The 5,428-nt window shown below is 37.5% G+C and carries 6 protein-coding genes; 1 reads left to right on the forward strand and 5 read right to left on the reverse strand.

Annotated features, from left to right (window positions below; translation table 11 throughout):
- The first annotated feature begins 71 nt into the window (after positions 1-71).
- Positions 72-431, forward strand: a complete 360-nt coding sequence (locus AC1DPQ_RS16345; protein WP_477586372.1) for a ribosomal maturation YjgA family protein — start codon at positions 72-74, stop codon at positions 429-431.
- 377 nt (positions 432-808) lie between these two features.
- On the opposite strand, the gene AC1DPQ_RS16350 is transcribed toward AC1DPQ_RS16345, so the two are convergent.
- The 5 genes from AC1DPQ_RS16350 to AC1DPQ_RS16370 form a co-directional block, all read right to left on the reverse strand.
- Positions 809-1,489 carry a 3-keto-disaccharide hydrolase gene (locus tag AC1DPQ_RS16350; RefSeq protein ID WP_477584582.1) on the reverse strand — a complete coding sequence of 227 codons (681 nt, stop codon included), beginning with the start codon at positions 1,487-1,489 and terminating at the stop codon, positions 809-811.
- 220 nt (positions 1,490-1,709) lie between these two features.
- Positions 1,710-2,228, reverse strand: coding sequence for a DUF4269 domain-containing protein (locus AC1DPQ_RS16355; RefSeq protein WP_477584583.1), 519 nt, complete (start codon positions 2,226-2,228; stop codon positions 1,710-1,712).
- 396 nt (positions 2,229-2,624) lie between these two features.
- A complete protein-coding gene (locus AC1DPQ_RS16360; protein WP_477584584.1) occupies positions 2,625-3,227 on the reverse strand; it encodes a lipoprotein signal peptidase in 603 nt (200 codons plus the stop codon).
- Positions 3,227-3,610, reverse strand: coding sequence for a TraR/DksA family transcriptional regulator (locus tag AC1DPQ_RS16365; protein ID WP_025144123.1), 384 nt, complete (start codon positions 3,608-3,610; stop codon positions 3,227-3,229). The genes AC1DPQ_RS16360 and AC1DPQ_RS16365 overlap by 1 nt, the downstream gene beginning before the upstream one ends.
- Before the next feature lie 30 nt (positions 3,611-3,640).
- Positions 3,641-5,428: DUF5915 domain-containing protein (locus AC1DPQ_RS16370; protein WP_477610261.1), on the reverse strand; the 1,788-nt coding region annotated here is incomplete at its 5' end.

Here is a 5,428-nt window from a genome sequence, read left to right on the forward strand (position 1 = left end):
AGAGATGCTGATCCCGAAGCTTGGGGATCAGCATGACGGACTAAAGAAATTTTCAGTTAATATATTTGGCTATGAAATTAACGTTCAACTCAAAATTTCTCTTTATTTTTCTCGCGATTCTCATCGTGGAAATCTTAATTGGCAAATACCTTCACGATGCTTTTATCAGACCTTTTGGCGGAGACGTATTGGTTGTTATCTTGATTTACGCATTTTTGAGGATTTTCCTTAAAACCAATAATAAGCAGTTAGCATTAGGCATCTTAATTTTTTCTTTCGTAATTGAGTTCCTCCAAAAGGCAAATTATGTTACCTGGTTTGGTTGGGAAGACAACAAATTAATGAGCACTATATTGGGCACTTCTTTTAGTGTTTACGACCTGCTCGCTTATTTTGTAGGTTATCTGATCTGTTTATTATTTAAAGATTGAGTTAATCATTTCATGCGTTGGTCRGGATTTGTAATYCGGMCCTATTRTTCTTTWGRTTTGCAATCTACTTTAACAGTTATGTTAATGAATCCAATTTCAAGGATTAAAAATCCTTAGCTCTAAAGACGGGATTGYAAAWCCCGACTAACGAGGCTAACGAGGGGCGTGTCACCTTCTTTAAAAGTTACGTTAATAAATCACGGCTAAAGATTGAGATTTATATGCAAGTACCGTCATCTCGACTGGAACGTAGTGGAATGGAGAGATCTACCCATCCAGATTTAGTTTCGCTGAACACTTCGTGGTTCTCAACTTCGATCACTCCACTCCCAATGCCGATTACGTTGGCCTAAGTAATAAAATTAATAGAGATAAAGCTATTTAGATAACGCTTTAATTGGTTTTAAATCCAATTGTTTAAATTCTACTTCACTACCTTCTGCTTGTAAAGCAATTTGCCCGCTACTTGCAGTGCAATTTGTACCATAGTTTACCATTGTGCCATTTACCCAAACTTTAACTTCGTTATTCAAACATTGAATAACCATGGTATTCCATTCGCCAAGAGGTTTTTCACTGTCGTCTGTTAAATTTTTAATCCGGCGGAGTTTATTCCCATTTACACCCCAGTTTTCTTGAGGCCCACGTCTGGTAACCATATCTGGTACTGTAATATCTTCTTCGATACACCAGAAATCGCCAGCATCTTTATGTTGCATCTGCACTTCCAGCGATTTTGGAAACATACCATACAGTGCCCTTGGTGTTGATGCATGAACTAAAACGCCACAATTGCCTGGTTTGCCAGCAAAGCGATATTGTACCGTTAACTGGTAATTTTTATAAATTTTATCGGTAATCAAGTGGCCCCCTGGTGTACCCAGACTTACCAAGATACCATTGCGTACAATAAATGGATTAATAGTGTCAGGCTTTTTATCCATTGGAGGTACATCTACATGCCAACCGTTTAGATTYTTTCCGTTAAAAAGGCTTTTTTGAGCAAATGATGAGCTGCTAATAATAACTAGTAGTAAAAAGGCATAGTAAAGTTTCATGATATATTTGGTTTTTGTATTCCAAATATATTTTAAAAAATGATGAAATAATAATAGCCGGAATAAAGTATAGGGAAAATAGTGTAAATGGTTGTCATCCTGAATGAAATGAAGGATCTTTATTGAGTGGTTTGAACTTTTGTATTTCTTTGATTAAGATTCTTCACTGCGTTCAGAATGACAGCGATGCTCCAACTCAAGAACTGGTCTTAGCGCCCCGCTAAGATTCTAATTTCAGTAATTCTTCGTATGGATTTCCCTCAAGCTCCAGTAATTTAGCAAATGCTGGCTCCGTTTTATAACCTTGGTTTTTGAGATCAATGATGTCCTGCCTAAATTTTTTGCCCTCGGCTAAGAGTAATTTGTGTTCAATGAGCATATGCCGATAAGCGTTTTGTTGTGTGGTAGGCGTATTTTGTCCGAATATTTCTATTTCGAAACCATCAATGATAAAATTCGCTTTAATCGCGTCGAATTTAGGGCTTTCATGAATGGTGAAGTCTTTTTCAGATCCAAACAGTTCATTTAATTTGTCGATAAATTCATTTTTATCAGAAACTTCGCAGATAATATCCAAATCGCTGTTTTCGATATCGATATTGATTGGAATGGTACCCACAAGTATTGGATGGTAAGGGATAAGCTTTTCTAGAACCCGATTATCTGTTAAAGCATGATAAGCTTTTACTTGTTTTTCATTGCCAGATTGGAGATAAGATATATCGAGGAAGTTGATCATTTATATTTGCAATGGGTTTTTAACCTTTGTTTCTTGCTGTGCCCAAAGTTACTAAACCCGATAGTATGAATGCCAATGCGTTTTAATTCTGCCCTAATTTTTTCTGAAGAAACTGAAGCAAAGCACAAGCTGCATTGGCAGAAAGGATAGCGGGAAGCAGCTTAAATATTGATGCTGGAATTGCTTTTCAAAAACTATTATTACCGTCATTGCGAGAAGGAACGACGAAGCAATCTTTCGTACTTTCGGATCTTGCAATAAAGATTGCTTCGTCGGCTGAAAAAGCCTACTCGCAATAACGATTCTAAAAAAAAAGCCCATCTCAATTAAGAAATGGGCTTTGTATATTCAAGCGCTTAAGATGCTGAATCAAGTTCAGCAGGACGAAACGCAAAATTAATCCTCTACAATCTCACTGTTGATGCTCACATCGTCTTTTACATCTTCTTTAAAGTAGTTTTTCTGGAAGATGAGGATCAGTATCACACCAACTGAAATGGCTGCGTCAGCAAGGTTAAAAACGGGTCTGAAGAAAACAAACTCTTCGCCTCCCCAAATCGGTACCCAGGTAGGGAAGTGGCCTTCTGCAATCGGGAAGTAGAACATGTCTACTACACGACCGTGAAACCAGCTTTCGTAACCATAAATCTTTCCGTAAAATACAGAATCGATAATATTTCCTAGTGCGCCAGAAAAAATCAGTGCAACATTTAGAATTAAACCGCGGTGATATTTATGCTTAATCAGATAATGTAAGCCATAACCAATTCCTGCAACAGCAGCAATACGGAAAAGTGATAAGGCTAATTTGCCAAATTCACCACCAAACTCCATCCCAAAGGCCATCCCATTATTTTCGGTAAAATGGATAATACACCATTTGCCAATAATATGGAACTCCTGACCGAGGTACATGTGCGTTTTAACCCATGTTTTCACCAGCTGATCGGCCAGTAAAACTAAAAAGATAACAATTAAAGGTTTTGTATAGCCTTTCATTAACTCTGCTTTAATTTAGCTTCCATGCTTAAAGTTGCATGAGGAACAGCGCGTAAACGTTCTTTTTGGATTAATTTTCCGGTTTCGCGGCAAATACCATAAGTTTTGTTCTCGATACGCACCAATGCATTCTCAAGGTTGTCAATAAATTTTTTCTGACGTGCAGCCAATTGATTGATCTGCTCTTTTTCCATTGTTGCAGAACCGTCTTCTAATGTTTTGTACGCACCTGAAGTATCTTCTGTTCCGTTTGCGTTTGGATTACTCAAAGAAGTGGTTAAAGAGTTAAGTTCCTCTTTCGCCATGCGTAATTTATCTTGAATTAATTCTTTAAATTCTTGTAATTCACTGTCTGAGTAGCGTGTTTTGTTGCTGTTTTCCATGTTCTTTTTCTAATTTTCTAATATATGGATTTATATTTTAGTTACTGAAATGCTTAACTCAACATCGTCGATAACGATTTTGTTTGCATTATTTACAGTATCTGTTAATTCAAATTCATCGGCCAATATTTCCGCGCAAATGTAATCCTTGTTTTTGGAAACTGCGCCGGCCACCAAGTTATCATTTTGTAACGAAACTTTAATCCTATCTGTTACTTCAAAGTTTAATTCTTTTCGCAAGTTTTGGATACGGTTAACCAATTCGCGAGAAATACCTTCTTGTTTCAGCTCTTCTGAGATGGTAACATCCAAAGCAACAGTTAAACTGCCCAGGTTGGTTACCTGCCATCCTGGAATATCTTCGGCAAAAACCTCAACGTCATCATTTAAATTGATGGTAAATTCTTCTCCGTTGCTTCCAACTACGATAATGAAACCGTCGTTTTCTAAACGTTGGATATCATCTTGATTGGAATTTTCTAAAGCCTCTTTAACTAAGCTCATATCTTTTCCAACTTTTTTACCCAAAGATTTGAAGTTTGGTTTCAGCTTTTTCTTAACGATACCATGCGTATCGGTAATGAACTCGATATGTTTAACATTCGTTTCAGAAAGGATATAATCTGCAACCTTTGATATTTTTTGTTCGAAATCGCCACTTAAAGATGGGATTAAGATTTTCTCAAGTGGTTGACGCACATTAATGCCAGATTTTTTACGCAGCGATAAAACCATCGATGAAATATCCTGGGCGTAAACCATACGCTCGTTCAAATCGGTATCTATTAAACTTTGATCAGCCTCTTTCCATAAAGTTAAATGTACCGACTGCTCTGCATGTGCATCGGTAACGGTTAAGTTTCTATATAACCAATCGGCAAAGAAAGGCGCAACAGGACTCATCAACTGTGCCAAGGTTTCCAAACAAGTATATAATGTTTCGTAAGCCGCACGTTTATCATCTGTCATTTCGCCTTTCCAGAAACGGCGGCGACTTAACCTGATGTACCAGTTACTCAACTGTTCATCAACAAAAGCCTGAATAGCACGGGTAGCTTTCGTTGGTTCGTAAGTGTTGTAACTTTCATCAACTTCGTTGATTAGGGTTTGCAACAACGATAAAATCCAGCGGTCTAATTCCGTTCTGTCTTCAACTTTGCTTAAATTATTTTTATCGATCTCGAATTTATCGATATTGGCGTACAGGGCAAAGAAAGCATAAGTATTGTAAAGTGTTCCGAAGAATTTACGGCGCACTTCAGCAATTCCATCAATGTCAAATTTTAGGTTATCCCAAGGATTTGCATTAGAAATCATGTACCAACGCGTGGCATCAGCACCATACTCGTTAATGGTTTGGAACGGATCAGCTGCATTGCCCAAACGTTTAGACATTTTTTGTCCGTTTTTGTCTAGTACCAGCCCATTCGAAACCACATTTTTGTACGCTACTTTATCAAAAACCAATGTAGAGATCGCATGTAACGTATAAAACCAGCCACGGGTTTGGTCTACGCCTTCGGCAATAAAATCTGCAGGGAAATCTTCATTTCCATCAATTGTTTCTTTGTTTTCAAAAGGGTAGTGCCACTGCGCATAAGGCATAGCACCAGAGTCGAACCAAACATCAATTAAATCACTTTCGCGGCTCATTGGTTTGCCTGATGGAGATACTAAAATAATTTTGTCGACCACATTTTTATGTAAGTCGATCAAATCATAGTTCTCTTCAGACATGTTTCCGATTTCGAATCCCTTAAAAGGATTTTCTTTTTGGAAACCAGCTGTTATAGATTTTTCAATGGCATTATAAAGTTC

Source organism: Pedobacter sp. 01T416_2 (assembly GCF_056398925.1).